Source organism: Salinicoccus hispanicus (assembly GCF_009831115.1).
Classification (GTDB): Bacteria; Bacillota; Bacilli; order Staphylococcales; family Salinicoccaceae; genus Salinicoccus; species Salinicoccus hispanicus.
The window spans coordinates 110,540-135,576 of sequence record NZ_WUUK01000001.1; the positions used below are offsets into that span (position 1 = coordinate 110,540).

Sequence of the window (25,037 nt, forward strand, 5' to 3'; positions counted from 1 at the left end):
AGGTGGGGTAGTATGCTTGAGAAACGCATCGGCATATATATTTATTTTAAACAAAATAAATTCATACGACAATTGAAACGATACGGCCATCTCATATACGTCAATAAGGAAAAAAAGTACTTATTACTATATATATACGAAACCGACCTCTCTCAAACAATGGAAGCCTTGAACCGGTTGAAGTATGTCAGTGATGTAGTGGCAAGCGAATATCCGAATATCAAAAGGGAATACGGCACCGAGAATTTCGAGTCGAAGGACTATCGGGTCATCTGATTTCAGTTCAGAGGCGGAATCAGATGGTTCAGGCGCAGCACGCCGGTAATATACTGGTAGAACTGCTCCCTTTCGTGGAAGTCTTCCGGATCCCGTGTTGAGAATTCTATGACTGGAATGTCATGCTTGCGGCACCATTCATCGATCATCTTGTATTTCTTCCCTGCGCCATCCTTATAAAGGATGCCTCTGTAGATGGTGTATATGGCCTGGAAATTTCCACGGACCGGTGACATGACGAGAAGAAATGTCGACATGCCTTCTGCTGTATGAAGGAAGATGCCTTTACTGATTCTTCCATGATTATTCCCGATCAGTGCCTCAAGCTCGAAAAGGTCGCCATGACCTTCACCAAGTGTGATGAATTTCTGCATTTTATCAACTCCCATTCATCATTCTAAACCAACCATGTAAGGAAAGAAAGCAGGTTTCTCATGAGAATAATCAGCGGAAAGTATAAAACAAAAAAACTTGCGGTACTGAAATCGAATGATACAAGACCGACAACCGACAAGGTGCGGGAAAACATCTTCAACATACTCGGCCCGATCGAGGGCAGTGTCCTCGATCTATTTGCCGGGAGCGGGGCGCTCGGTATCGAAGCGCTGAGCCGGGGCGCGGATGAAGCCATGTTCATAGATGGGGCGAAAGACGCCATCGGCATCATAAAGGAAAACACTTCAGGTATCGATGAACCGGTGGAGATATTCCGCAATGATTATCGTCGGGCGCTTCGGGCAATGAGTAAGAGGGACAGACGTTTTGATCTGGTTTTCCTGGATCCCCCGTATCATAAGGGTATGGTCGTGACATCACTCGAACTGATCGACTCACTTGATATACTGGCCGAGGGCGGCCGGATAGTTGTTGAGACCCACAAAGACGAGGTTTACCAGACACCCGGGCATGCCAGTCTGAGAGAAGCAGTCTACGGCACCATCCGCATCAATGTACTGACGAAAGAAGGGGAACTATAATGAGCAGAACTGCAGTATGTCCAGGAAGTTTCGATCCGATCACCTATGGTCATCTTGATATAATAGAACGGACAAGCAAGATTTTCGATAATGTGTATGTCTCGGTTTTGAAAAATTCATCAAAAGAGGGGCTATTCTCCACAGAAGAGCGGGTGGCACTCATAGAAGAGGTGACCGCCCATCTGCCGAATGTCGAGGTGAGAAGCTTCAACGGGCTGTTGATCGACTTCTGTGAGGAAGTGGGAGCCGAGGCGATTGTAAGGGGTCTGCGGGCAGTAAGCGACTTCGAGTACGAGATGCAGCTGACTTCCATGAACCGGAAGCTGAACAGCTCGATAGAAACGATATATATGATGACCAACAACAACTATTCATTCATTTCGTCATCCATTGTCAAAGAGGTGGCCAAGTATGGCGGTAAAATAGAGGATCTGGTGCCACCGCTTGTGGAAGACGCCCTGAAACAGAAGTTCAATCTGCAATGATGACCGGTGTATTGAAGTCGTTCCGATCCGAACCACTGTAGATGTTATGGATGTCGGTGGCCATGATGTCGTTCTGTACAAGTTCGCTGTTTTTGCTGTTGACGTTGGTGATGACTTCAAGGTCTTCAGGCAGCGTCTTCAGGAAGGCCTGTCCGGTACGGTTCATGGCCAGCACTCTGACTGCATCGGTCATTTGTATTGCTGCCATCTGCGACTTTGTGATATTAAGCAGTATATAGATCATGAGACGGTTGAGCCGTGTCATTGTATAGCGTTTCGTCTTGACGTCCGCGAGGAAATCGCCATAGGAATGATGTTTCCTGATTTTGGCCAGCAGCCTGTACTCGATGCCCTCGGTCATCATATAGATTTCACGCAAGGATTGCGGTGTACTGCGCTGGATGAGCAGTTTCAGAGTGTCGAACAGAACTTCATTGTTCATCGGGCCGTTCGCATGGATGAGACGTGCGAGTTCCTCCGGCATGTATCGTGATGCTTCCTCAATCCGGCCTTCCTGGATCGCCAGTCTCAGACTCGTGGCACTGGAGAAGCGGGATTCGGACAGGGTGGTCTCACTATACTGGTTGCCGAGCCTCGGTATGGTCAGCGGAGTGATTTTGGAACCGAGTGAATCAATTGCCCGCAGATAGGACAGACCGAGTGTATTATTGGCACCGGTGAAGATATCGGAGCCGATGGCCTGGTTGATGGCCCGGGGATAGCTGTAGCCCTGCTTCATCGACTGTTCCATCTTCTCCTTTATGTTCTGGTCTTTAAGCTTCCGGTACGTATGATGCAATGCATCGATATCCCCGGACTCGCTGCCGAATACGATATGGTCACTGCCGAGGAGGTCTGCAACGTGCACGCCGCCGCGTGCAAAGTCATCGGCAAAGCTTATTGCCCATGGCATGGGCAGCTCGACTACAAGGTCGACATGCTTTATTGCAGTCTGCGCCCGTGTGAACTTGTCGGCAACGGCAATTTCACCGCGCTGTGTAAAATTACCGGACATGATTGCAATGACAACGTCTGCTCCGGTCAGCCGTCTGGATGCTTCGATATGATGGATATGTCCATTATGAAAAGGATTGTATTCAGTAATTAAAGATGTAATAATCATGGTTAGACACTCCTTTCTCTTCAATGATATTGTAACAGAAAATACCATTGGGGTAATGCGTAGTGTTAAGAAAAAAACTTGACAGAAAACCTTGTTGAAGGTACAATGTTTTTTGTGCTCATAAGAGGTGAAACTATATGAGATGGTCATTAACACAGCTTAATAAGTTCAATCAGAAATCAATCGCTGTAAATGAAAAGGTCCAGTTCGGAGAACTAACAGATCGCAAGGATGTCACTGGTACTGGAGAGACTTCAGTGGAAGGTGAAATCCATATACGGAATCGTGAGATTCTGGTCGATCTCACGATAGATACAGTGGTCAACATGCTCGATAGCCGTACTTCTGAAGATATAGAAGTACCCCTTCATATCGAATCACAGGAAGTGTTCGTTGAAGAGCCGGGCGAGACCGACGAACTGGCTGAAAATGTTCATCCAGTGACCCATACTTTGGATCTCGAACCCATTGTCCGTGAACTGATTGTCGTCAATATTCCTTTTGTCATCACCAAAAGTGATGAAACACTGACAGGTGGTAGCAACTGGTCAGTTGTAAAGGAAGAGGAACTGACGGAAGACGCGGAAAAAGTGGATCCGAGAATGGCAAAGTTGAAATCACTGCTAGACGACAGTGAGAATAAGGAGGAATAGAAATGGCAGTACCAAAAAGAAGAACCTCAATTACACGCAAAAGAAAACGCCGTACGCACCTGAAACTTTCAGTGCCTGGTATGGTGGAATGCCCAAACTGTGGAGAAATGAAACTTTCCCACCGTGTATGCAAAGAATGCGGCAGCTATAAAGGTGAAGATGTCGTAGCAAACTAATTGATACGACATGAAAAAGTCGCTGACGGAATGAATCCGTCAGCGACTTTTTGTGCTTTCATATTCAGTTCAGTACATAGCCTTCCGGATAAAAGATCAACGGATCATCCGCCATGTCCCTTTCAATATCATACTTCATCATTTCAAAGCCATGCTTTTCAAAGAATCCGCGTGCATTCTGGCGGCTGATTGCCTTGATAGGCAGTCCATAGTCTTTGGCGAACTCTATCATTTGGCTACCGAACCCGCGGCCCTGGTACTTTTCGAGTACTTCAAGCTTCCAGATGACCATATAGTCATGAGGTGGATCGAATATGGGCTGCTGTTCGTCCTCTTTACGGTACAGGCACATGCGGGCGGCCAGTGTATCGCCGACGTAGATGCCATAGAATGGGGAGTCGATATCAGCATCAATCATATTGCCTTCCATTTCTTTCATCATATGCAGTTCCTGCGCACCATACTCACGGAATTTCTTGAAATCTTCTACGGTTTTATAATTGATTGCTAGATGTTTCACTTCTGACATTTTTATTCTCTCCTTTGGTTTCATTATAGTATATTTCTTCAAAACCGTTCAATTGTTTTATATGTCTTTAATATTTATAATCTAATTACTACCCCGAAGAAGGAGACGGATTATGGAAATTGAATGTTTGCATTTCGGACAGGATGAATTTACAAAACACTTTAATAATAAAGAACAGGGAACGCTGCAGTTCTATGATCATCTTTCCTATGATGCGGAAAGTATAAAAAAGGTGCTCGATCGGCCCGTACATCCGCATACACAGAAGCTTGCCAGTATCATACAGGATGACATGGAGCAATACGGCCTGAGTGATGCCCAGCGCGACAACATAGAAAAACTCGGAGAGGGGCACCGTGTCATCATCGGCGGACAGCAGGCCGGCCTGTTCATGAGCCCAAGCTACATCATGCACAAGATCATCACACTGCTTGTGCTGACAGAAGAAATCAAAGCACAGCATGACTATGAAGCAGTACCCGTATTCTGGGTCGCCGGGGAAGATCACGATTTCGACGAGGTGAATCATACCCATGTCTATGACAAGCGGCATAGAAGACGGCGCAAGATCTCCTATAAACCGAACTTGACGGTACCGATGAGTCTCGGTTTCTATAGATATGATCCTGTCGAGATGGAGAAGACCCTTCTCGCAATCATCGAAGCGTGCGGCGATTCCGGTCTGCTGCATCATAAGAAGAACCGCATCATTGAGATGATCCATCAGAATGAGTACTGGACCGAACTGTTCCATGCGCTCGTCCATGATGTGTTCAAGGAGGAAGGGCTGCTCATCTTCAACGCCCACGGTGAGGCTGCGCGTGCATTCGAAGTCCCGATATTTGAACGCATGATCAACCAGCATGAAAAGATAGACCAGTCATTCAGAAGCGGACAGAAGAAATTCAATGAAACACTTGGGCTGTCCCCGATGATAGAGACCGAAACCAATGTCCATCTGTTCACCGGTTCCGAAGGAAGCAGAACCCTGCTGACGACGGAAGATGGCTGGTTTGAGACCGACAAAGGTCCAGTCGATAAGGAGACACTGATCGAAAGGCTTGGAGATACGCCTGAAACGTTCAGCAATAATGTCGTAACCAGGCCACTCATGCAGGAGATGCTGTTCAATACGCTCATATTCGCTGGCGGCGGCGCCGAGGTGAAGTACTGGGGAGAGCTCCATGAAGTATTTGAAGCGATGGCTGTTCCGATGCCGATCGTATTGAAACGTATGGAGATCATCCACGAAGATATGCGGCTTGCCAAGCTGCTTGCCAAATATGATCTCCAAGTATCGAAAAGGCTGCATGCAGATGTGGAAGAGGAAAAGGAAAGGCTTGTAGCCGATGCCACCGACCACGAGTTCCTCGATGCGGTGGATGATATAGGTACAAGACTTGAAGGCGACTACGCGGCATTATCGGATACTGCCGGACGGGAGCAGTATCAGCATCTGATCGAAGCAAACGTGAAAGTACACCAGAAGCAGCTTGCATATCTGAAGCGGAGATACCAGCTGGAAGTGAAAAAGACACTGAGAAGCAAGCTTAATGATCTTGAGGAAGTGGCGGAGAGAATCATGCCTGGTGGGGCTTTGCAGGAGCGGGTCTACCATCCATGGATGTTCCCGGTAGTTGATCCCCGTGCTTTAAGCTATACGACAGAACTGACAATTATAAAAGGCGTCTAGTATAACGGCAGTTTCCTTCTGATGGGAACTGTCTTTTTTCATGTTAAGTAATTAAATTCACACAAATGCACATAATATGTGGTACAGAGTGGGGAGATGTGGTAAATTATTTGTATAGGCGAGGTGATTCGATGTTCATGGGAGAATTCAAGCATCAGCTCGATGCAAAAGGACGCTTGATCGTTCCCAGCAAGTTCAGGGATGCCCTTGACAAGCAGTTCATCATCACAAGAGGCCTGGATCATTGCCTGTTCGGCTACACAATGGAAGAATGGGCACAGATTGAAAAGAAAATGAATACCCTGCCACTGACAAAAAGGGATGCCAGAAAGTTCATGAGAATGTTCTTTTCAGGTGCAACCGAAGTCGAAGTCGACAAACAGGGCAGAATCAACATTCCACAGAATTTAAGAGATTATGCTGAACTGACGAAAGAATGTACGATTATTGGCGTTTCACAGAGAATTGAAATATGGAGTACTGAAAAATGGGAATCATTCTATGATCATTCGGAATCCCATTATGAAGATATAGCAGAAGAATTGATAGACTTTGATTTATAGGATGTGAGGATATGTTCAGGCACGATACCGTTCTATTGGAAGAGACAGTGGACGGGCTGAATATACGCCCGGACGGCATTTATGTCGATGCCACACTAGGTGGTGGCGGGCACAGTGCCTATCTTCTCGAACAACTGACGACAGGACACCTGTTCGCTTTTGATCAGGATAGCCTGGCAATTCAGAACGCAGAGGAAAAATTAAAAGACAGTGGTAACCTCACACTTATACATTCCAACTTTGAATATTTGAAAGAAGCGCTTTCCGAAAAAGGCATTACGGGAATCGATGGTATATTGTATGATCTTGGGGTTTCAAGCCCACAATTGGATATTACAGAAAGAGGATTCAGCCACTCCAAAGAGGCAAGGCTCGATATGCGGATGGATCAGAGCCAGTCTCTGGATGCATATGAGATTGTCAATACATATTCCTATGAACAGCTGACAGGCATCTTCTTCAGATACGGGGAAGAGAAATTTTCCAAGAAGATTGCACGGGAGATTGAACGTCTGCGTGCTGTGAAGCCCATTGAAACAACTGTTGAACTTACAGAGATCATCAAATCGCAGATACCGCACAAGTTCAGAAGAACAGGCGGTCACCCGGCCAAGCGTGTCTTCCAGGCACTGAGAATCGCAGTGAACGATGAACTTGGCGTCTTCGAACGTTCTCTTGAGCAGGCAATCGGCCTTCTGAATAAAGGTGGTCGCGTCTCAGTGATTACATTCCATTCCCTTGAGGACAGAATCTGCAAGCAGATGTTCATGGAATATGAATCCGGACCTGAACTGCCTCGCAATATGCCGATCATTCCCGAAGCCTATGAACCCATTCTGAAGCGTGTCAACAAAAAACCGATTGTTGCAGATGACATGGCAGTGGAAGACAATCCACGTGCACGCAGTGCGAAACTAAGAATTGCAGAGAAGCAGAAATAGGGAGTGTTATTATGGCAGTAGAACGTTACCAGCAGACCCTGCCGCGTCCTCAGATAGAGCAGGAACAGATTCATGGGACCAGGAAAGCCAGACGCGTCATTGGCATCAAGAAATTTGAAGCACTTGCATATCTGCTACTGATGGCATTGATTGCAGCAGCTGCAATCTACGTACTTTCGCTCAAGATGGAAGCATATACACTACAGACCGAAAACACCCAGGTTGAGAGTGAGATTGCCATCAGGGAAGGCGAGATCAGTGAGCTTAAAACGGAAGTGACCGATCTTGCTTCATATGACAGAATCTATGAAAAAGCGAATGAACTCGGACTTGAACTGGACAATGGAAATGTAAAGGTTGCTGAGAAGTATGGCAAGGATTAGAATCAGGCTCGGTGAGAAAACTAAAACACTATCAGTTGGTGCGCTCCTAATCTACCTTGGTATAGGAGTGCTTTTTCTTTGCATATTTTGGCAATTCTCCTATCTGATGGTACATAAAACATTGGATGATGAAGATCTGGTGGCCCATGGCCATGACAAGTTTACACGATCAGCCGTCAGGGAGGCGGCACGCGGAGATATAGTGGATCGCCATGGTAACGTTCTGGCAAGCGATATGGAAGCATACCGCCTGGCATTGATTACGGATGCGGATTACCCGAACCACGTCACAGATCCTAAAAAAACAGCTGAAGCAGTGGCGGAAATCATAGACATGTCATCTGAAGATATACAAGAAAGAATAGAAGAGGGTATTGAAAATGAACGGTTCCAGGTGGAACTGGGCAAGGAAGGGCGTGATCTTTCCTATAACCAGAAAAATGCACTGGAGGACGGGAGCATTCCAGGCATCGTCCTGACACCCGAAACAAAACGCTTCTATCCGAATGGGGATTTCGCGTCCCATCTGGTCGGCTACGCCGAACAGGAAGAGGGGACGGATGAACTGCATGGACAGCTCGGTCTGGAGCGTGCCTATGACGATGTGCTTGAGGGCCAGGATGGCACCATAGACTATACACAGGATCTATGGGGATACATCGTACCAAACTCGGATACGGTCAAACCACCCGAAGACGGTGCAGAAATGAAGCTTACGATCGATTCGAATATCCAGCTGTACCTTGAGGATTCCCTGGATATAATGGAGGAGCACTTTGAACCGGAGGAACTGTTTGCTGTCGTGGCGGATGCTGAAACCGGTGAGATCCTGGCCAGTGGCCAGCGCCCTTCCTTCAACCCGAGAACCCGTGAAGGATTCGGCAGCAGCTGGCTGAACATGCTGTACCAGTACTCCTTCGAGCCGGGCTCGACATTCAAGGTGTTCGGTCTCGCTGCCGCAATCGATGCGGGCGTCTATGACCCGAACGCACTGTACGAATCCGGTTCCTACGATGTCAATGGATACACGATCAATGACTGGGAAAAGGAAGGCTGGGGAGAAATAACCTATAATGAGGGCATGCAGTATTCCTCCAACGCTCTGATGATGCTGCTGCAGGACAAGGTCGGGGAAGAGGCGATGCTCGACTACTATAGACAGTTCGGCTTCGGTGAAACGACCGGCTCCGAGTTCCCGAATGAACAGACCGGCACACTTTCCTGGGAAAGTGAACTGCAGAGAAAAACCACATCCTTCGGCCAGGGTTCAACAGTTACTCCGATCCAGATGATCCAGGGCATGACTGCAATCCTGAACGGCGGAAAGATGAAGAAACCGTATGTCATCGAATCGATCACAGACCCTGGTACAGGCGAAGTGCTGCATCAGGGCAAAGAGACAGTGGTGCGGCAGGTCATCTCAGAAGAAGCAGCGGATAAAACGCATGAAGAGCTCAATACGATGGTCGGCGGTTCCATGGAGAGGAATCCGCAATATCTGCTCGATGACTATGAAGTGGCCGGCAAGTCCGGAACTGCACAGGTGATCGATCCAGAAAACGGGGGATATATGGATGGGCCCTACGAATTCCTGACCTCATTCATCGGCTACGCACCGGAGGACGATCCGGAAGTCATCGTCTACTACGGCGTGAAACTTGCTTCCAAAAATAAATCCGATACGTGGGATATCGGTGTCATGCCAGGATTCAATCCGCTGATGGAACGTACGCTCAAATATCTGACAGTCGGGGAATCAGGGAGCGCGCAGGGGGCAGAAGTGATCGAAGTCGGTGACCATACCGGCGAGAACCTCACGGAAATCCCATTTGCATCAGATGCTGCCATACAGACCGTCGTGATCGGCGACGGAGAAGAGGTGGTGGACCACTACCCTAAAAATGACACACTTCTGCCATACGAGTCATTCTTCGTCAAGACTGAAGGAGAAGCGGCAATGCCTGATCTTGCAGGCCTGTCCAAACGGGAAGTCATACTTTTTGGCGACTTCATCGGTGTTGAAGTCACCGTAGAAGGAGAGGGATATGTAAAATCCCAGTCCATTGCGCCCGGTACCATTCTTAGTAACGAAGAAGCAATCGAAGTCACACTATCATCCAATGACCCCGAAGATTAGAGGAGGACAAAATGAACTATCTATTTCCAATCATCGCATTCATCAGCACAGTCATACTGGTGCCGGTGACCATACCATTACTGAAACGGATGAAGTTCGGACAGTCCATCCGCGTCGAGGGTCCGAAGAGCCACCAGGTAAAGACGGGCACACCGACAATGGGCGGACTGACCTATCTTATTCCGGTCATCGTCCTGTCCATCATCGCACTTCTGATGGTGGAAGATGCATACAAGATGCTGGTCCTTGTCATTGTGACAGTCGGATTCGGCCTGATCGGCTTCATTGATGACTACATCATCGTCGTCAAGAAGGACAACAGGGGGCTATCCTCCAAACAGAAGTTTCTTGCACAGATCATCGTTTCCGTCATCGTCTATTTCATCATGACCCAGGCAATTACGGATATCGATACGAGCATCCATATACCGGCAACGGATATCAATATTCCGCTCGGCGTACTGTTCATGCTATGGATCGTCTTCTGGCAGGTGGGATTCTCAAATGCCGTCAATCTGACAGATGGCCTCGATGGATTGGCTACAGGGCTGTCCATCATCGCCTTTTCAAGTTTCCTGGTCATCGCAATCATGCAGGAAGAAATGGCAATCGCTCTTTTCCTCCTCATAATGATCGGCGCACTGCTCGGATTTCTTGTCTTTAACAAATACCCGGCAAAACTGTTCATGGGAGACACAGGTTCCCTTGCGCTCGGCGGCATCATCGCCACAGTTTCGATCATGCTTAATGAGAGTCTTCTGCTTCTTTTGATCGGAATCGTTTTTGTAGTCGAAACAGCTTCAGTAATGTTGCAGGTGGCTTCGTACAAACTGACGGGCAAGAGAATATTCAGAATGACACCGATCCATCATCACTTTGAGCTTGGCGGCTGGAGCGAGTGGAAGATTGTTATCGTATTCTGGACTGCCGGCATCATTGCCGGTGCCATCGGTGTCCTATTGGGGGCGTTGTAGATGACTGCCAGTTTTGAAAATAAAAATGTAGTTGTACTCGGGTATGGCAGGAGTGGCAGAAGTGCCGTTTCGGCACTTGTTTCACTCGGTGCGGTCGTTACTCTGACGACAAATGAAATCGTCGCAGATGAAAAAGTTCGCCAGACGTTGAAAGGGTGGGGCGTCGAAATCGTGGATGGCCACCATCCGACGAGTCTGCTGAATGATGCTGAGCTGATTGTCAAGAACCCGGGCATTCCCTATACCATTCCGTTTCTGCAGGCAGCTGCTGAAAGAAATATACCGATTATAACCGAGGTTGAACTTGCATATCATATGTCTGAGGCACCGATCATCGGCATAACCGGTACAAATGGAAAGACGACAGTCACGCATCTGATCGGTGAAATGCTTGAGCGGTCAGGTCTATCGCCAATATTGTGTGGAAACATCGGATATCCGGCATCAGAGGCTGTTAGCGAAGCTACAAAGGAAAACATCCTGGTCATGGAACTCTCTTCCTTCCAGCTGATGGGCATAAAGGATTTCCAGCCGGATACGGCAGTGTTCACCAACATATACGAAGCGCATATCGACTACCATGGCAGCCGGGAAGCCTATGTACAGGCGAAGATGAACCTGCTGTCCAATATGGGTCGGCAGCAGATAGTAGTATTCAATGGAGCGCAGCGGAATATGCTGGAAGACACCGACACTCTGCATGTCGAATATTTTTCCACCTCGGACGGCGGCGATGCCTCTATAGTTGATGGCATGGTCACATACAAAGGGACGCCGCTGATCCACGTCGATCAGGTGAAACTGAAAGGCGATCATAACCATGAAAATATTCTGGCAGCACTGCTTGCTGCCAAACGGCATGGTGCGACCGATGAAGCGATCAGGGAGACACTGCTGTATTTCGGCAGCATCCCGCATCGTATGGAGCATCTTGGCGAATACGAAGGTGTATCCTACTATAATGATTCCAAGGCGACCAATAATCTGGCCACCACTTTTGCGCTGAAAAGTTTCAACGAGCAGATCATCTGGATTGCCGGCGGACTTGACCGGGGGCAATCGCTCGAATCGCTTGTTCCGCATATGGACAACGTGCGCATGATCATCACTTTCGGTGAGACGAAGGAAAAGTTCAAAGCGCTTGCCGAGAGTACCGGGAAGGCCGTTCTGATTTCAGAACATCCCTATGATGCAGTGCAGGTGGCGGCAGCGCATGCAGCGCCTGGAGATATCGTCCTATTTTCTCCGGCTTGTGCAAGCTGGGACCAGTACAAGGACTACGAAGCAAGAGGCGACCACTTCAAGGAAGGGTTCAGCACGCTTGATAGATGAAAGAAGGGAGTGAGCCGATGAGTGAGAGACCTGACATAGACGAAATGAAACAGAAGTTGAAGCGCACGAGGGGATCGAACAATCATGTGCTGGGTGAACGCCTCAGCAGCGGCTCTCCTCCCGATGAACAGCAAAGCGGATCCGATGGTGATGTATCTGGATATGCACCCGGGCAGGGTGATGGGGAGCCGGGACAGGAAGAAGCGGTCACCACTTTCCACGGCAGGCTGATGGAGGAAGCAAAGAAGCAGTCTTCGATGCAGCATTCTGTAGATGAAGATGAAATCGAAACTTTTCCACGAAAAGACAAGAAGCAGAGAAGAAAACGCGAATGGCACCGTCCAAAGTTCACGCGTGCGCATTTCTATATACTGCTGCTGCTTGTTCTGCTGATTTCCGTCGGCACGCTGATCTGGTATGTATTCAGCAGTGCGAGTGATATCAAAGACATCAATATCTCCGGAAACGAACTGATCAGTGATGAAGAGATACAGGATCGGCTGCATTTTGATGAAGGGACTAAAATGTTCAGCGCAGACCTGTCACAGGCCAGGGAGAACATCGCGCTTTTGCCTGCTGTCAATAATGTCGAGCTGGAGAGGAACTGGTGGAGTGCAATCAATGTCACTGTGACTGAATACAGGGCGCTCGGGTATGTTGCCAATAATACCGACTACTATCCGGTTCTTGAGAATGCACAGATACTGAGGGGCTATCCATCTTCTCCGAAGAAGGCGCCCATACTCCATTATTTTGAAGGCAGGGAATTCAACCAGCTGGTTGAGAATCTGGATAAGATAGATGATGAAATACTGGAAGGCATTTCCGAGATATACTACCGTCCTTCCGGAAACTCTTCGACACGCATCCACATGTTCATGAACGACGGCCAGGAAATTGTTGCAGACTACCGGACGATAGATGAAAAGATGAACTATTATCCAAGTGTCCGCAAGGAGATCGGAGATCCGAATTCGGGTGTCATCGACTTTGAAATCGGCAGCAGCTTCCTGCCATATGGAAGCCAGGAGGCAGAAGAGGTCAAATCGGGCATCTACGAAACGCCGGTACAGGCAAAATACATCGAGGATGTAAATCAGGCACTGGCAGATGTAAGAGATCAGCTTACGGAAATCGGCGGCGGGGAATAATGATTCCCCGCCTGTTTTTATACTGGACTATTATGCATAAATAGTTCACAATATAAAAAGTATAATGTAAACTATATGATAGAAAGCTGAAACAGGCTTGCTAGGAGGCAAATGAGTTGAAGGAACATTATTATGTTGCCCTGGATATCGGTTCCGCAAGTGTGAAGGCGGTCGTTGGTGAGAAATTCCATGATGGTGTCAACATCATTGGCACTGGCCAGACCTTTACGGATGGCATATCCAAAGGGAAGATAAAAGATTTTGATCTGGCGAGAAATGCTATTATAGATACGATTAAAAAGGCAAAGATCTCATCTGGAGTCGACATAGATGAAGTCTTTTTAAAAATGCCGATTACTGAAACTGAATTCAAGTTCAGTGAGGAGGAGTTGCGTTTTGGCGGCAATTCCACCGAAATCAATGGTACACATATCGAAGACCTCCTGGAAACGCTGAGGGAAAGGGAAATCCATAGAGACCGTGAAGTGGTGACCGTCTACCCCATCCATTTCAAGGTTGACGACCTGCATGAAGTGATGGATCCGAAAGAAATGATGGCGACCCAATCACTATTCGTACGCGCAGGCATCGTTCTGGCCAATAGGACATTGCTCATGAACGCAGTCAAATGTGTAGAGGATGCAGGCCTTGAAGTCCTGGATGTCTATTCCGATGCGGTCAACTATCAGCATATATTGAGCGAGTCCGAGGTGGAGCTTGGGGGTGTGGCGATTGATATCGGCGCAGATCTTACACAATTCGGCTACTATGAACGCGGCACACTGAGATATGCCGGCAGCATCCCTGTCGGGGGCAATCATATTACAAACGACCTTTCAGAAGCGTTCAACACGCCGACAGAAGCTGCCGAAAAGGCAAAACAGCAGTATGGACACGCATTCTATGACCTCGCTTCCGAGGCGGATATCATCAGACTACCGCAGCGGGATGGCGAACCGGACATCGAAGTGACACCGAAAGACCTTGCGGATATCATCGAAATGAGACTGGAAGAAATGCTCATGGGTGTCTTTGAAGCACTTCAGCAGCAAAAGATCACCAAGGTCAATGGCGGTTTTGTCGTTACAGGCGGTACAGCCAACCTCCTTGGAGTCAAAGAGCTCATGCAGGACCTTGTATCCGAGAAGATCAGGGTGCACGTCCCGAATCAGATGGGTGCACGCAAGCCGGAATTCTCAAGTGTCATTTCAACCGTATCAAGCGGAATTATGTTTGATGAACTTCTTGAGTATGTTACAATTGATAATTATGAGACGGAGTCGGAGGATGCTCGACATGACGCATCCGAAGAGACATCGGGCAGCTTTTTCAATGGTCTTTTCAACAAGCGGAAAGAACATAACACCCGTCAGCTGGAATCAGGGGAAACCTACAAGTATCCACCTGGAAAAACCAGCGGGTCTGCTCCGGAAGAAGCAGAGTATGCCGACTACGCATATGATGAAACGCGTTCGGATGAAACAGTCACAAAACGCTCTGAAGACACGCGTCAAGGTGAACAGAAAGACTATCGTGGATACATGAAAAAGTTCTTTAAAAATTTGTTTGAGTAAGATGAATGACTGGAGGAAATGGAAATGTTAGAATTCGAGCAAGGTTTCAACCATATGGCAACATTGAAAGTTGTAGGTGTAGGTGGCGGCGGTAACAACGCAGTCAACCGCATGATCGATGATGGCATGCAGAACGTCGAGTTCATTGCCATCAATACAGACGGACAGGCGCTGAACCTGTCAAAAGCGGAATCCAAGATCCAGATCGGCGAGAAACTGACCCGTGGTCTCGGTGCCGGTGCAAATCCGGATATCGGCAAGAAAGCTGCTGAAGAGTCAAGAGAGCAGATCGAAGATGCAATCCAGGGTGCGGACATGGTGTTCGTTACAGCTGGAATGGGCGGCGGTACAGGTACAGGTGCTGCTCCAGTCGTTGCCAAAATCGCAAAAGAGATGGGTGCACTGACAGTCGGTGTTGTTACACGTCCTTTCTCCTTTGAAGGCAGAAAGCGCCAGACACAGGCTTCTGCAGGTGTAGACGCAATGAAGGCGGCAGTCGATACACTTATCGTCATCCCGAACGACCGTCTACTTGATATCGTGGACAAATCCACTCCAATGATGGAAGCATTCAAGGAAGCGGATAACGTCCTTAGACAGGGTGTCCAGGGTATTTCCGACCTCATCGCTGTCAGTGGTGAAGTCAACCTCGACTTTGCCGATGTCAAAACAATCATGTATAATCAGGGATCCGCACTCATGGGTATCGGTGTATCAAGCGGTGAAAACCGTGCAATCGAAGCATCCAAAAAGGCGATTTCAAGCCCGCTCCTTGAAACATCCATCGTCGGCGCGCAAGGCGTACTGATGAATATTACAGGTGGCGAATCACTGTCGCTGTTTGAAGCGCAGGAAGCAGCAGATGTTGTCCAGGATGCAGCAGACGAAGATGTCAACATGATCTTCGGTACTGTCATCAACCCTGAGCTTGAAGACGAGATCATTGTTACTGTCATCGCGACAGGGTTCAACGAGAAATCCGTAAACCGCACACCTGAAAAAGAAGAGAAACGTGAGTCATTCACTTATCCGACTTCTTCCAAGGAAAGCACGCCGGAACGCGAACCGGAACCTAGAGAAACAAACAATGATTCACAAGATGATTATGAAGTGCCTACGTTCTTGAGAAACCGTTCAAGACGCAGAAGATAGAAATAGAGCATAAGTCAGAAGGGCAAGCCTTTCTGACTTATTTTTTGAGGTGTGGACATGAAGTTGAACATTCATAAGCATTACGTGGGCACCAAGGTCGATGATATACTATTCGGCTATACGAAGCGGACGGATGGATATAGTGATTACCCATCAGAAAGTTTCAATATGGCTCTATATATCGGCGATGATGCCGTAAATGTGCACCAGCATCAGAATATGCTGGCTGATGAAATCGGCTTTGCCCCGGACCGCTGGGTGCTGCCGATCCAAAAGCATGGTGCCAACATCAAGGAAGTGGGGCTTGACGATGCCGGCACGAATGTCCGGGAGCTGTCGGATGCCCTCCATGATGTCGATGGTCTGTATACATATGATCGCGGATTGCTCCTCACCATGAACTATGCAGATTGTGTACCTGTTCATGTATGGAGCAGCAAGAACGACTTTACAGCCCTCCTGCACGCCGGGTGGAGAGGGACAGCACATGATATCATCGGGACGATGGTCAGGGAATATGGCAACGACCCAAAAGACCTCTCGATCATGATTGGTGTCGCGATCAACGGGGCGTGCTATACTGTAGATTCGAAAGTCATCCATGAAGTGGAGAAAGTGGGGTTGCCGAGCGATGCGGTGGATCAGAACGAAGCGGGATACAATCTCGATCTGAAGACCGTCAATCGGCATCAGGCGCTGCAGGCAGGTGTGCTTCCGGAGAACATCCATGTTTCAGAACTTGGAACTGAAGATGTCGAACAGTTCTTTTCCTATCGTCTGGAAAAGGGACAGACCGGTCGGGCACTCGCGTTTATCGGGAGGTACGAAGATGATCAGAGATAGCTATGAAAAGCTGAAGCAGGAAATCGGAGATCAGGCCAAGCTGATTGCGGTTACCAAATACCATTCCGCCGAAGATGCACTCGCGGCTTACGATGCCGGTGTCCGGCATTTTGGAGAGAATCGGATCGAAGGGTTTCTTGAAAAACGTGAGGCCCTGCCGGAGGATGCGGAAGTACATTTCATCGGTACACTGCAGTCGCGTAAAGTGAAGGATATCATCGACCATCTCAATTATGTGCATTCACTCGATCGCATGAGTGTGGCTAAAAAAATTGAACAATACAGCAGTCATACTGTAAAATGCTTTATACAGGTAAATGTTTCAGGAGAGTCGAGCAAGCATGGACTATCACCGGAAGAGGTGCCCGGGTTTCTCGATGACATGCGGGCGTACAGCAGGATCAGAATCATCGGGCTGATGACAATGGCGCCGCATACAGAAGATGAAGCTGAGATCGCCTGGGTATTCGAACAGCTCCGTATATTAAAGGATTCACTGAAAGAAAAGAATTCCGGAAATATACAGGTGGAGGAGCTGAGCATGGGGATGAGTAATGATTATCATGTTGCTCTCAGGCATGGTGCCACCTATGTGCGTATTGGCAGCAAATTAATGGGGAGCAGGTGAAAACCATGGCCATCAAGAAGTTTTTTAAGGATATATTCATTGTCGAGTATGAAGAAGACGACACAACGAAAGAAAATAAAGAACAAAAAGCAGTAGGCAGCAATGCAAAAGTGACAAGCCTGGAAGAATCCAAAAAAGGGCGGACCCAGAATTCATCTGCAGAAGCACCACCGTCAAAGCCGGATGAAAAGGAGACGACGCCTTTGAACTACAGGAAGACGGAACGGAAGAAACCTGTCAGAAAGCGCCAGGAAAAAGAAAGAAAAGCCATTCAGAAGGAAAAGGAGACCACTTTGATGAGTGCAGAAGCGAGCAATACAAAAGTATGCCTGTTTGAACCGAGAGTATTTTCCGAAACTCAGGACATTGCTGATGAGTTGAAGAATGAGCGTGCTACGCTGGTCAACCTGTCAAAAGTGGATCAAGGTCCGAAGAAGCGGATCGTCGATTTTCTGAGTGGTACTGTGTATGCCATGGATGGCGACATCCAGAAGGTGGGTGCGGATATCTTCCTGTGCACACCGAACAGTGTCAGCGTTGAAGGTGAAATCAGCGAGGGCAATAGTCAAATCGAAGAAATGTAAGGAGAATCATATTGGACACTAACCTTATCATAGAAATACTAGGCTTCATACAGCGTTTCGTAAACACTGTATTCCCGATCTTCACCTGGGGACTCATCATCTATATTTTCAGCTCCTGGGTGCCTGGATTGAGGGAATCGGCATTCGGCCAGATTCTCGGGAAGGTCTACGAACCGATACTTGAACCTTTCAGAAAACTGATTCCACCGATCGGCGGCATGCTCGATCTGTCTCCGATCATCGCCATACTGGTGCTGAATCTGTTCCTGAGAGGTCTGAATGCAATTTTCAACGCCGTCATCATCGCAATGTACTGAATACTGAAGAAATGGGGCGCTCATAACGGACAATTGGTCATCGACGATTGCCCGGGTGAGCGCCTTCATTAATCTATACTGGAGGATGGAGATTGGAAGGGATCTATCAGCATTTTAGAAAAGAAGAGCATGAAAAGATCACGATGTATAATGGCAAGTTCGAAATCGCAGAACGGGACTATTATCCGGTTCTGCTCGATTTCCTCGATCCGAGGGAGCAGATGATCGTGACCAGCCTTGCCGGTGGCTACCCTGAGCTCAAAGTCGAATTCTATGGCGGGGCCGGTGATCGTGAGCGCAAAAGGGCCATGATCATACCCGAGATGCTTGAAGTGTCATTGGATGAATATGATATTGCCGTTTTTGAAATGAAGTACCCTGAAAAGTTTGTCTCGCTGACACACCGCAACATACTCGGCGCCATAATGAATGTCGGTGTGGACCGTTCCCTGATTGGTGATATTGTAGTCGGGGGCAGTATACAGTTCGCAGTTGCGGCACCGTATGCGGCAATGTTCCGTCAATCACTTGATAGGATCAGGAATGCGCCCATCACGCTTGTGGAAGTCCCCCATGAATCCTTCATCGAGGCGGTGGATGATGGAAAGGCCGCATCGATACTCGTCTCCTCTTTCAGAGTGGACGCGATCATTTCCGAAGTGATCAATGAAGGACGTGCAAAGTCGAAGACACGCGTTGAGAAGGGCAAGGTGAAAGTCAATCATTCGATTGTTACGAGCCCTTCATTTATAATGGAGACCGGTGATACAGTATCCATCCGCCACTTTGGACGTTTCAAGGTCACGGAGCTGACTGCAGAGACGAAAAAAGGAAAATACCGGCTCGAGGTTAGAGTCTATCGGGATGGGTAATACACAACTGAGGTGAATATTATGGATAGAGAAGAAGCTGTCAATCGTAAATTCCCTACGGTGTACCGTGGTCTGGATGAGCAGGAAGTACGCACACACCTTAGGGCACTGCAGGCGGAGATTGACCAGAGAGATGAAAAGATCAGTCAGCTCGAAGGCATGCTGGATGAGAAGGAAGAGAACCTGAACAGCTTCAGGAATGTTGAAACAAGCATCAATGAAGCCATACTTACTGCCCAGCGTGCGGGTGATGAAGCCAAGCGTACAGCGCAGGCAAGAGCTGAAGAGATTGTGAAGTCGGCTGAAGCGGAGCGCGAACGGATCGTCAGCGAGAGCCTTGCGCGTGCACGCCATATCGCCAGCCAGACCGAGGATATGAAGCGGCAGTCCAAGATTTTCCGTGCGCGGTTCAAAATGCTGGTTGAAGCACAGCTCGACCTGCTGAAGTCGGATGACTGGGACTACCTGCTTGATTTTGAAACCAATCAGGAGCATCGGGTGGACGATCTTGAAGCAGTGGAGCGGGACCAGAACGAATGACATGTTGACGGATCAGCGGATATTTAGCATAATGATAGTATTGTTAGACATGCAGACGCCATTGGCAGCAGAAGCGACCGGGGGAAGGTGGGAGCCCCGGCAGACGATGGCGATCTTGATATCACTAATGATCCATGTTCATATTGAAATCAAGTGGACTCTGGAATGGAGTCAATCAGGGTGGTACCGCGGATCATTTCGCCCCTATTGACGCTATTTCAGAGTTTTTTAATTCATGAAGCAATCCAAGGAGAGAAGGAGTTAGGAAAATGGACTATAAAGAGACTTTGCTCATGCCGAAAACAAAGTTCAAGATGCGTGGAGGGCTTGTCAACAAAGAGCCTGAAATGCAGAAGAAATGGCAGGAAGATAAGCTGTATGAAAAGAAATTGAAGCTGAATGAAGGGAATACGCCGTATGTGCTGCATGATGGCCCTCCGTATGCCAATGGTGCCCTGCACATGGGACACGCACTGAATAAGATCATCAAGGATATCATCATCCGCAACAAGCAGATGCGCGGCTACTATGCACCATATGTTCCAGGCTGGGACACACATGGTCTGCCGATCGAACAGGCGCTGACCAACAAGGGTGTCGACCGTAAGAGCATGACGATCGAGGAGTTCAGAAACAGATGCATCGAGTTCGCCGAGACTCAGATCGACCTGCAGCGTGAAGGATTCAAGCGCATGGGTATCGATGGGGAATGGGACAACCCCTACCTGACGTATAAGCCGGAGTTCGAAGCGGCGCAAGTGCGCGTGCTACGCGATATGGTTGAAAAGGGCCTGATCTACAAGGGCAAGAAACCGATCTACTGGTCGCCTGTCAGCGAATCTTCCCTGGCGGAAGCAGAACTTGAATACAAGGATAAACGCTCCCCATCCATCTATGTCGGCTTTGAAGTTTCAGATGGTAAAGGCCTGGTCGACGCCGGTGTCAAGTTCGTCATCTGGACAACTACGCCGTGGACGATTCCTGCCAACCAGGGGATTGCTGTGCACCCTGAACTGAACTATGTGCAGTTCGGCTACGAAGGTCAGGAATACATTGTTGCCGAAGATCTGCTCGACCACTTCTGCGAAGAAGTCGATTTCGACAAGGATAAGGTGACGCGTACGAAGGAATTCAAAGGCGAGTCGCTTGAATACATTGCAGCCAAACATCCGCTGTTCGACCGTACGAGCCTCGTCATACTCGGTGACCACGTTACAACGGACGCGGGTACAGGCTGTGTGCACACTGCACCCGGTCATGGTGATGACGACTTCATCATCGGCCAGAAATACGATCTTGAAGTACTCAGTCCTGTGGATGACAAAGGTGTATTCACAAATGAGGCAGGCAAATATGAAGGTCTCTTCTATGATAAGGCGAACAAGGTCATTTCCGATGATCTGAAGGATTCAGGCGCTCTGGTCAAGCTGAACTTCTATACCCACTCCTATCCGCATGACTGGCGCACCAAGACACCGGTCATCTTCCGTGCCACACCACAGTGGTTTGCTTCAATCAGAAATGTACGCGAAGATATTCTTGAAGCGGTCATGGATACGAAGTTCCAGGTCGAGTGGAGCCAGAAGAGAATGTACAACATGATCAAGAACCGTGGCGACTGGGTCATTTCCCGCCAGCGTGTCTGGGGTGTACCTCTGCCGTTCTTCTACGCGGAAAACGGCCAGGAGATCGTCGATACGGATGTCATCGAACATGTCGCTGAACTATTTGAAGAACACGGTTCGAACATCTGGTTTGAATGGGATGCCAAAGATCTGCTGCCTGAAGGCTATACCCACGAAAGTTCTCCGAACGGAGCGTTCACGAAAGAAACGGATATCATGGATGTCTGGTTCGATTCAGGCTCCTCCCATCGTGGTGTGCTGGATAAAAGAGACTACCTGACATATCCTGCAGATCTTTATTTTGAAGGTTCTGACCAGTACCGTGGATGGTTCAACTCGTCCATCATCACAAGTGTGGCAACGAAAGGCATCGCACCATACAAGGAGCTTCTGAGCCACGGATTCGTCATGGACGGAGAAGGCAAGAAGATGTCGAAATCCCTTGGCAATACCATCCTGCCTGAAAAGGTGATGAAGCAGATGGGTGCAGATATCATCCGTCTATGGGTCATGTCGTCGGATTTCGAGGAGGATGTCAGAATTTCCGATGATATTCTGAAACAGGTGTCTGAAGTCTATCGCAAGATCAGAAATACATTCCGCTTCCTGCTCGGAAACGTCGCCGATTTCAATCCGGCGGAAGACGCAGTGGCATATGAAGATATGAAGGAAGTCGACCAGTTCATGATGCAGCGCTTCAATGAGATCGTCAACATGATGCTTGATGGCTACGACCGCTATGATTATGTAACCATGTACCAGGCGCTCCAGAACTTCATCAATGTCGAGCTTTCCAATTTCTATCTGGACTATGGCAAGGACATCCTCTACATCGAGAAGCAGGATGCCCATATCAGACGCAGCATGCAGACTGTACTCTACAGGATTCTGACGGATCTGAACCGTCTGATGGCACCGGTGCTTGTGCATACGGCTGAAGAGATCCATGACCATACACCATATGTTGAAAAGGAAAGCGTCCATCTTGAGTATATGCCTGAGACTGCTGCAGTCGACTCGGCACTTGTCGGCAAATGGAAGCAGTTCATGGCTGTCAGAGATGATGTACTGAAGGCACTTGAAGTGGCAAGAAATGAAAAGGTCATCGGTAAATCGCTTGAAGCCAAAGTCTATGTGACCGAGCCGGAAGGCATGAGCTATGATGATATCAATGGTGCGCTCACGCAGCTGTTCATCGTTTCGCAGGTGGAAGTTGTGGATTCACTGCCGGATGGTAAGGCATATGATCATATCAGTGTGAAGGTCGAGCATGCAGAAGGTACACGCTGTGAACGCTGCTGGAACTATTCAACTGCCGAATCCATTGATGGTGGCGATGACGATATCTGTCCGAGATGTCGCGAAGTTGTCGACCAGTTGTAGGAGGCTAGAATGAAATCTTATAGAATCCTGCCCATGGCTTCTCTCGGTCTGTTCATACTGGCGTTCGATCAGTATACCAAGTATCTGATTGTCCGTTTCATGGAGGAGGGGGAGTCGATACCGGTATTCGGCGAGTTCCTGTCGTTGACTTCCCATCGTAATAGTGGTGCTGCATGGGGACTGTTCCAGGGACAGATGTTCTTCTTCTACTTTGTGACGGTTCTCGTGCTTGGCATACTGGTATATGTGTACATCAAGGAAGCGAAGGATAACTTTCTGCTGCAGACTGCCATTGTACTTCTGATGGCAGGTGCTTTCGGAAACTTCATCGATCGTGTACTGTTTCAGGAAGTGGTGGACTTCATTGATGTTCTGATCATCTCCTACGATTTTCCGATTTTCAACGTGGCGGATAGCGCGCTCTCAATCGGCGTCATACTGATGCTGATCGAATTCTTCTTCATAGGAAAAGGTGACAAGAATGCATGAAATAATAGTGAATGATAGTGACAGTGGCCAGAGAATCGATAGGCTGCTTGCAGAACAGCTCGAAGATACTTCCCGCAGTGATATGCAGGGAAGGATCAAGGACGCGCTTGTAAAAGTGAATGGCAAAGTTGTCAAAGCCAACTACAAGGTCAAAAGTGGAGATATTGTCATTGTCCTGGACCGTGAGCTCGTTGAAGCGGATATCGTCCCGGAGAACCTGGATCTTGATATCGTCCATGAAGACGATAAAGTGGCTGTCGTCAACAAGCCGAAAGGTATGGTGGTACACCCGGCAGCCGGACATCCGTCCGGGACGCTTGTCAATGGACTGATGTACCAGCTCGATAACCTGTCAGGCATCAATGGTGAACTGAGACCAGGCATTGTCCACAGGATTGATAAGGATACGAGTGGTCTTCTCATGGTGGCCAAGGATGATGTGACGCACAGGCATCTCGTGGAGCAGCTGGTTGAGAAAAGTGTGACCAGAAAATATACAGCCCTTGTCCACGGCACCATCCCGCATGATAAAGGCACCATCGAGGCACCGATCGGACGGAATCCGAAGGAGCGCCAGGAAATGGCGGTCATCGATGACGGCAAGGAGGCCGTGACCCATTTCAATGTTCTGGAACGCTACAAGGACTTTACACTCGTCGAGTGCATATTGGATACCGGCCGGACCCACCAGATCCGTGTGCATATGAAGTACATCGGCTATCCGCTCGCCGGTGACCCGAAGTATGGCCCGAGAAAAACAATCGAATCGGAAGGCCAGATGCTGCATGCAGGCACACTCGGTTTCGTTCATCCGAAGACCGGTGAGTACATGGAGTTTACTGTACCACTGCCCGATGTTTTCGAGGATGTACTGGAAACTTTGACACTGCTCACGGATTAGCCCTTGACATTGAAAATGAATAGGAATAGACTGTTAAGGAAAAGTAAATAGCCATTGTCTTTAAAAGAAGTCCCGTGAGGCTTCAAAGACATGATATAAACGGGTGCACCCGCCATAGGCGGACTGCATAATTATTGGGATACGTGTATACTCATGTCTTTGGACATGAGTATTTTTTTATACAATTTTTGAAAAGAGGTCATTAGTTATGGAGCAGAGAACCATCCTTGACGAATCGCAGATCAGCCGGTCGCTGACCCGGATATCGCATGAAATACTGGAACGCAATAAAGGGTCTGAAGGTATTGTATTCCTCGGCATCAAGACACGGGGAGAATTTCTGGCCACCCGGCTTCAGGAACGCATCGAGAGCATCGACGGTGTCAGAATACCGACAGGCACCATTGATATTACGGCATTCAGAGACGACAGGCAGCCAGAGGGTGGAGAGGCGAAAGAAACCATCTCCATTGATGTTGCACTCGATGACCGCCATGTCATCGTAGTGGATGATGTGCTCTATACCGGCCGGACGATCCGGGCGGCCATGGACGCGATACTGAGCCAGGTCCGGCCGGCCAAAATATCCCTGGCTGTATTGATCGACCGCGGACACAGGGAACTGCCGATACGTGCGGATTATGTGGGAAAGAACATTCCGACAGCACGTGATGAAAAGATTCATGTGAATCTTACGGAATACGATAAGACGAACGAAGTGACATTAAGCAAATAA

Annotated in this window: 28 protein-coding genes; 25 read left to right on the forward strand and 3 right to left on the reverse strand. The window is 48.4% G+C overall.

The window, feature by feature from the left end; genetic code table 11:
• The first annotated feature begins 12 nt into the window (after positions 1-12).
• Complete coding sequence (locus tag GQ671_RS00540; RefSeq protein ID WP_160651077.1) at positions 13-276, forward strand: YlbG family protein; 264 nt, start codon at positions 13-15, stop codon at positions 274-276.
• A gap of 2 nt (positions 277-278) precedes the next feature.
• Here GQ671_RS00540 and GQ671_RS00545 read toward each other — a convergent pair whose 3' ends face one another.
• Positions 279-650 (reverse strand): DUF7147 family protein, encoded by a 372-nt coding sequence (locus GQ671_RS00545; protein WP_160651080.1) that lies wholly within the window; start codon positions 648-650, stop codon positions 279-281.
• Positions 651-710: 60 nt separating this feature from the next.
• Between GQ671_RS00545 and rsmD the strand changes: the two genes are divergently transcribed.
• Positions 711-1,253: a 16S rRNA (guanine(966)-N(2))-methyltransferase RsmD gene (gene rsmD, locus GQ671_RS00550; RefSeq protein ID WP_160651083.1), complete on the forward strand. Its 543-nt coding sequence runs from the start codon at positions 711-713 to the stop codon at positions 1,251-1,253.
• Positions 1,253-1,738 carry a pantetheine-phosphate adenylyltransferase gene (gene coaD / locus GQ671_RS00555; protein ID WP_160651086.1) on the forward strand — a complete coding sequence of 162 codons (486 nt, stop codon included), beginning with the start codon at positions 1,253-1,255 and terminating at the stop codon, positions 1,736-1,738. Before rsmD ends, coaD begins: the two co-directional genes overlap by 1 nt.
• Here coaD and GQ671_RS00560 read toward each other — a convergent pair.
• The gene (locus GQ671_RS00560; protein ID WP_160651089.1) at positions 1,725-2,861 is read right to left on the reverse strand and encodes a nucleotidyltransferase; all 1,137 of its coding nucleotides are present in this window, start codon (positions 2,859-2,861) and stop codon (positions 1,725-1,727) included. The genes coaD and GQ671_RS00560 overlap by 14 nt on opposite strands.
• Before the next feature lie 137 nt (positions 2,862-2,998).
• Between GQ671_RS00560 and GQ671_RS00565 the strand changes: the two genes are divergently transcribed.
• A complete protein-coding gene (locus tag GQ671_RS00565; RefSeq protein ID WP_160651093.1) occupies positions 2,999-3,514 on the forward strand; it encodes a YceD family protein in 516 nt (171 codons plus the stop codon).
• Positions 3,515-3,516: 2 nt separating this feature from the next.
• The gene (rpmF, locus tag GQ671_RS00570) at positions 3,517-3,690 is read left to right on the forward strand and encodes a 50S ribosomal protein L32 (protein ID WP_145285141.1); all 174 of its coding nucleotides are present in this window, start codon (positions 3,517-3,519) and stop codon (positions 3,688-3,690) included.
• 64 nt (positions 3,691-3,754) lie between these two features.
• Here the strand turns inward: rpmF and GQ671_RS00575 are convergent, their stop codons facing one another.
• Positions 3,755-4,219: an N-acetyltransferase gene (locus tag GQ671_RS00575; protein WP_160651096.1), complete on the reverse strand. Its 465-nt coding sequence runs from the start codon at positions 4,217-4,219 to the stop codon at positions 3,755-3,757.
• A gap of 112 nt (positions 4,220-4,331) precedes the next feature.
• On the opposite strand from GQ671_RS00575, the gene bshC reads away from it, so the two are divergent.
• The 20 genes from bshC to pyrR all read left to right on the forward strand — a co-directional run bounded on the left by bshC (position 4,332) and on the right by pyrR (position 25,037).
• Entirely contained in the window at positions 4,332-5,912 is a 1,581-nt protein-coding gene (bshC, locus tag GQ671_RS00580) for a bacillithiol biosynthesis cysteine-adding enzyme BshC (protein ID WP_160651099.1), read from the forward strand.
• 131 nt (positions 5,913-6,043) lie between these two features.
• Positions 6,044-6,475: a division/cell wall cluster transcriptional repressor MraZ gene (gene mraZ, locus GQ671_RS00585; protein ID WP_160653428.1), complete on the forward strand. Its 432-nt coding sequence runs from the start codon at positions 6,044-6,046 to the stop codon at positions 6,473-6,475.
• Positions 6,476-6,486: 11 nt separating this feature from the next.
• Complete coding sequence (rsmH, locus tag GQ671_RS00590) at positions 6,487-7,416, forward strand: 16S rRNA (cytosine(1402)-N(4))-methyltransferase RsmH (RefSeq protein ID WP_160651102.1); 930 nt, start codon at positions 6,487-6,489, stop codon at positions 7,414-7,416.
• A gap of 11 nt (positions 7,417-7,427) precedes the next feature.
• Positions 7,428-7,799 carry a cell division protein FtsL gene (gene ftsL, locus GQ671_RS00595; RefSeq protein ID WP_160651105.1) on the forward strand — a complete coding sequence of 124 codons (372 nt, stop codon included), beginning with the start codon at positions 7,428-7,430 and terminating at the stop codon, positions 7,797-7,799.
• Positions 7,786-9,936, forward strand: coding sequence for a penicillin-binding protein (locus GQ671_RS00600; RefSeq protein WP_160651108.1), 2,151 nt, complete (start codon positions 7,786-7,788; stop codon positions 9,934-9,936). The genes ftsL and GQ671_RS00600 overlap by 14 nt, the downstream gene beginning before the upstream one ends.
• An 11-nt stretch (positions 9,937-9,947) precedes the next feature.
• Positions 9,948-10,910 carry a phospho-N-acetylmuramoyl-pentapeptide-transferase gene (gene mraY / locus GQ671_RS00605; protein ID WP_160651111.1) on the forward strand — a complete coding sequence of 321 codons (963 nt, stop codon included), beginning with the start codon at positions 9,948-9,950 and terminating at the stop codon, positions 10,908-10,910.
• A complete protein-coding gene (gene murD / locus GQ671_RS00610; protein WP_160651114.1) occupies positions 10,911-12,242 on the forward strand; it encodes a UDP-N-acetylmuramoyl-L-alanine--D-glutamate ligase in 1,332 nt (443 codons plus the stop codon).
• 17 nt (positions 12,243-12,259) lie between these two features.
• The gene (locus GQ671_RS00615) at positions 12,260-13,393 is read left to right on the forward strand and encodes a cell division protein FtsQ/DivIB (RefSeq protein ID WP_160653432.1); all 1,134 of its coding nucleotides are present in this window, start codon (positions 12,260-12,262) and stop codon (positions 13,391-13,393) included.
• Between the two features lie 116 nt (positions 13,394-13,509).
• Positions 13,510-14,967, forward strand: coding sequence for a cell division protein FtsA (gene ftsA / locus GQ671_RS00620; protein ID WP_160651117.1), 1,458 nt, complete (start codon positions 13,510-13,512; stop codon positions 14,965-14,967).
• Positions 14,968-14,991: 24 nt separating this feature from the next.
• Positions 14,992-16,119: a cell division protein FtsZ gene (gene ftsZ, locus GQ671_RS00625; RefSeq protein ID WP_160651121.1), complete on the forward strand. Its 1,128-nt coding sequence runs from the start codon at positions 14,992-14,994 to the stop codon at positions 16,117-16,119.
• Between the two features lie 57 nt (positions 16,120-16,176).
• Positions 16,177-16,962, forward strand: coding sequence for a polyphenol oxidase family protein (locus GQ671_RS00630; RefSeq protein ID WP_160651124.1), 786 nt, complete (start codon positions 16,177-16,179; stop codon positions 16,960-16,962).
• Complete coding sequence (locus GQ671_RS00635) at positions 16,949-17,590, forward strand: YggS family pyridoxal phosphate-dependent enzyme (RefSeq protein WP_160651127.1); 642 nt, start codon at positions 16,949-16,951, stop codon at positions 17,588-17,590. Before GQ671_RS00630 ends, GQ671_RS00635 begins: the two co-directional genes overlap by 14 nt.
• A 5-nt stretch (positions 17,591-17,595) precedes the next feature.
• Positions 17,596-18,174: a cell division protein SepF gene (locus tag GQ671_RS13100; RefSeq protein ID WP_160651130.1), complete on the forward strand. Its 579-nt coding sequence runs from the start codon at positions 17,596-17,598 to the stop codon at positions 18,172-18,174.
• Positions 18,175-18,185: 11 nt separating this feature from the next.
• On the forward strand, positions 18,186-18,491 hold the full coding sequence (locus GQ671_RS00645; RefSeq protein ID WP_160651133.1) for a YggT family protein: 306 nt from the start codon (positions 18,186-18,188) through the stop codon (positions 18,489-18,491).
• A 92-nt stretch (positions 18,492-18,583) separates the two neighbouring features.
• Positions 18,584-19,363 carry a YlmH family RNA-binding protein gene (locus tag GQ671_RS00650; protein ID WP_160651136.1) on the forward strand — a complete coding sequence of 260 codons (780 nt, stop codon included), beginning with the start codon at positions 18,584-18,586 and terminating at the stop codon, positions 19,361-19,363.
• Between the two features lie 21 nt (positions 19,364-19,384).
• The gene (locus GQ671_RS00655) at positions 19,385-19,903 is read left to right on the forward strand and encodes a DivIVA domain-containing protein (RefSeq protein ID WP_160651154.1); all 519 of its coding nucleotides are present in this window, start codon (positions 19,385-19,387) and stop codon (positions 19,901-19,903) included.
• A gap of 269 nt (positions 19,904-20,172) precedes the next feature.
• On the forward strand, positions 20,173-22,911 hold the full coding sequence (gene ileS / locus GQ671_RS00660) for an isoleucine--tRNA ligase (protein WP_160651157.1): 2,739 nt from the start codon (positions 20,173-20,175) through the stop codon (positions 22,909-22,911).
• A gap of 9 nt (positions 22,912-22,920) precedes the next feature.
• Positions 22,921-23,400 carry a signal peptidase II gene (lspA, locus tag GQ671_RS00665; protein WP_160651160.1) on the forward strand — a complete coding sequence of 160 codons (480 nt, stop codon included), beginning with the start codon at positions 22,921-22,923 and terminating at the stop codon, positions 23,398-23,400.
• Positions 23,393-24,301 carry an RluA family pseudouridine synthase gene (locus tag GQ671_RS00670; protein ID WP_160651163.1) on the forward strand — a complete coding sequence of 303 codons (909 nt, stop codon included), beginning with the start codon at positions 23,393-23,395 and terminating at the stop codon, positions 24,299-24,301. Before lspA ends, GQ671_RS00670 begins: the two co-directional genes overlap by 8 nt.
• Before the next feature lie 208 nt (positions 24,302-24,509).
• A complete protein-coding gene (pyrR, locus tag GQ671_RS00675; protein ID WP_160651166.1) occupies positions 24,510-25,037 on the forward strand; it encodes a bifunctional pyr operon transcriptional regulator/uracil phosphoribosyltransferase PyrR in 528 nt (175 codons plus the stop codon).

Bases quoted from the DNA above. Each gene is read 5' to 3' on its own strand.
- GQ671_RS00540 (WP_160651077.1), top strand. From the start codon at position 13: ATGCTTGAGAAACGCATCGGCATATATATTTATTTTAAACAAAATAAA.
- GQ671_RS00545 (WP_160651080.1), bottom strand. From the start codon at position 650: ATGCAGAAATTCATCACACTTGGTGAAGGTCATGGCGACCTTTTCGAG.
- rsmD (WP_160651083.1), top strand. From the start codon at position 711: ATGAGAATAATCAGCGGAAAGTATAAAACAAAAAAACTTGCGGTACTG.
- coaD (WP_160651086.1), top strand. From the start codon at position 1,253: ATGAGCAGAACTGCAGTATGTCCAGGAAGTTTCGATCCGATCACCTAT.
- GQ671_RS00560 (WP_160651089.1), bottom strand. From the start codon at position 2,861: ATGATTATTACATCTTTAATTACTGAATACAATCCTTTTCATAATGGA.
- GQ671_RS00565 (WP_160651093.1), top strand. From the start codon at position 2,999: ATGAGATGGTCATTAACACAGCTTAATAAGTTCAATCAGAAATCAATC.
- rpmF (WP_145285141.1), top strand. From the start codon at position 3,517: ATGGCAGTACCAAAAAGAAGAACCTCAATTACACGCAAAAGAAAACGC.
- GQ671_RS00575 (WP_160651096.1), bottom strand. From the start codon at position 4,219: ATGTCAGAAGTGAAACATCTAGCAATCAATTATAAAACCGTAGAAGAT.
- bshC (WP_160651099.1), top strand. From the start codon at position 4,332: ATGGAAATTGAATGTTTGCATTTCGGACAGGATGAATTTACAAAACAC.
- mraZ (WP_160653428.1), top strand. From the start codon at position 6,044: ATGTTCATGGGAGAATTCAAGCATCAGCTCGATGCAAAAGGACGCTTG.
- rsmH (WP_160651102.1), top strand. From the start codon at position 6,487: ATGTTCAGGCACGATACCGTTCTATTGGAAGAGACAGTGGACGGGCTG.
- ftsL (WP_160651105.1), top strand. From the start codon at position 7,428: ATGGCAGTAGAACGTTACCAGCAGACCCTGCCGCGTCCTCAGATAGAG.
- GQ671_RS00600 (WP_160651108.1), top strand. From the start codon at position 7,786: ATGGCAAGGATTAGAATCAGGCTCGGTGAGAAAACTAAAACACTATCA.
- mraY (WP_160651111.1), top strand. From the start codon at position 9,948: ATGAACTATCTATTTCCAATCATCGCATTCATCAGCACAGTCATACTG.
- murD (WP_160651114.1), top strand. From the start codon at position 10,911: ATGACTGCCAGTTTTGAAAATAAAAATGTAGTTGTACTCGGGTATGGC.
- GQ671_RS00615 (WP_160653432.1), top strand. From the start codon at position 12,260: ATGAGTGAGAGACCTGACATAGACGAAATGAAACAGAAGTTGAAGCGC.
- ftsZ (WP_160651121.1), top strand. From the start codon at position 14,992: ATGTTAGAATTCGAGCAAGGTTTCAACCATATGGCAACATTGAAAGTT.
- GQ671_RS00630 (WP_160651124.1), top strand. From the start codon at position 16,177: ATGAAGTTGAACATTCATAAGCATTACGTGGGCACCAAGGTCGATGAT.
- GQ671_RS00635 (WP_160651127.1), top strand. From the start codon at position 16,949: ATGATCAGAGATAGCTATGAAAAGCTGAAGCAGGAAATCGGAGATCAG.
- GQ671_RS13100 (WP_160651130.1), top strand. From the start codon at position 17,596: ATGGCCATCAAGAAGTTTTTTAAGGATATATTCATTGTCGAGTATGAA.
- GQ671_RS00655 (WP_160651154.1), top strand. From the start codon at position 19,385: ATGGATAGAGAAGAAGCTGTCAATCGTAAATTCCCTACGGTGTACCGT.
- ileS (WP_160651157.1), top strand. From the start codon at position 20,173: ATGGACTATAAAGAGACTTTGCTCATGCCGAAAACAAAGTTCAAGATG.
- lspA (WP_160651160.1), top strand. From the start codon at position 22,921: ATGAAATCTTATAGAATCCTGCCCATGGCTTCTCTCGGTCTGTTCATA.
- GQ671_RS00670 (WP_160651163.1), top strand. From the start codon at position 23,393: ATGCATGAAATAATAGTGAATGATAGTGACAGTGGCCAGAGAATCGAT.
- pyrR (WP_160651166.1), top strand. From the start codon at position 24,510: ATGGAGCAGAGAACCATCCTTGACGAATCGCAGATCAGCCGGTCGCTG.